General features: G+C 43.7%; 1 rRNA gene. It reads left to right on the top strand.

Annotated elements, in window-relative coordinates:
- Positions 1-189 precede the first annotated feature (189 nt).
- Positions 190-334, top strand: a 16S ribosomal RNA gene (locus HFM85_RS16040); the annotation flags it as partial.

Genomic DNA, 334 nt, shown 5'->3' with positions numbered 1-334 from the left:
CCTTGATAACTAAACAGTGAAACACATACGATTCTCGAAAATTTCTTTACATTTATTTAAAGAACGGTTCGGGTGAATGCGAAAGCATGAACCTGCTCCGATGAGCGGAAGCGAGTCGGAGTTACGACCTATTTAGCAGTAAAACGAGAGATAGCCAAACGGTTGTCTTGAGTAAATGAATCAAACATTTTATCAGAGAGTTTGATCCTGGCTCAGGATGAACGCTGGCGGCGTGCTTAACACATGCAAGTCGAACGGGAAACTTTATTGAAACTTCGGTCGATATGATTTTTCTAGTGGCGGACGGGTGAGTAACGCGTGGGTAACCTGCCTT

The sequence above is a fragment of the Blautia schinkii genome (assembly GCF_013304825.1).
In the GTDB taxonomy this organism is placed as follows: domain Bacteria; phylum Bacillota; class Clostridia; order Lachnospirales; family Lachnospiraceae; genus Blautia_A; species Blautia_A schinkii_B.
The sequence above is the reverse complement of the archived record's forward strand: the minus strand, read 5'-3'. Positions and strand labels throughout refer to the sequence as shown.